At 57.4% G+C, this 734-nt stretch carries 1 protein-coding gene; it reads right to left on the bottom strand.

Features of this window, described 5'->3' with window-relative positions:
* Nucleotides 1-314: 314 nt before the first annotated feature.
* A partial coding sequence (locus ABB30_RS16580; protein WP_161808879.1) for a hypothetical protein occupies nucleotides 315-734 on the bottom strand: 420 nt, incomplete at its 5' end.

The raw sequence follows: 734 nt of genomic DNA, 5'->3' as shown, positions 1-734 counted from the left end.
TGAGTGTCTCTCGTTATGTTCTATTGTTATGTCTCCTGCCACCACCGGTATCTTCTCCCTGACTATCGCCGGCAGCGTCAGGTGTACATAAGCGACAGTCCATGGCAGGGGCGCATCCAATCAGGGGAACAACAAGTGGCAACGGCATCAAGGCGGGTAGCCGCATCGTCTTCGCGCTTGCTTAGGGGCCGTGGCTGCAGTGTAAGGCCTATACGACGCACGCTTGCAAGCCGGCAAGTTGTGATCAAGGCCATTGCGTGACCACCATCACCGATGGAAGTCACTGGCCGCTGCGGAATACCGGCCCCGCTTGCTCAGTACTGGTATTCAGCCACCAGAAAAAGATCACTTCGATTGCGTGTGTAACGGTTACCTGGCACCTGCTCAGTACGAGTCGACATCCGGGCGCGCTGGTATACGCGCACCGTACGGTTGTCCACCTCAAGATGGATTTCCGGGTCTGTACTGATGCCTTGGCGGTACATGCCTGCAGGCAGCTCGTTGTCCGGCACGGCATGCAAGGTCAACCCATCGGCAAAGATGCGGGGAAAATCGATTTCTGCCGTGTGCTCTACACCATCCAAGGATGTCCAGCGTAGCTTCACCGGGCCGGGCCAGTTGGCTACAGACGAATACCCCGCAGTCGGCCAGCGCTCACGCGGAATGGAATCTGCATAAGACGGCGAACGGGTGTTGCGGTAGTTGCTGGCGAAAAACCCATCCCCGTTGTATTC

Origin of the sequence: Stenotrophomonas ginsengisoli (assembly GCF_001431485.1) — a bacterium.
Lineage (GTDB): Bacteria > Pseudomonadota > Gammaproteobacteria > Xanthomonadales > Xanthomonadaceae > Stenotrophomonas > Stenotrophomonas ginsengisoli.
This window is presented reverse-complemented; position numbering and strand designations above follow the sequence as displayed.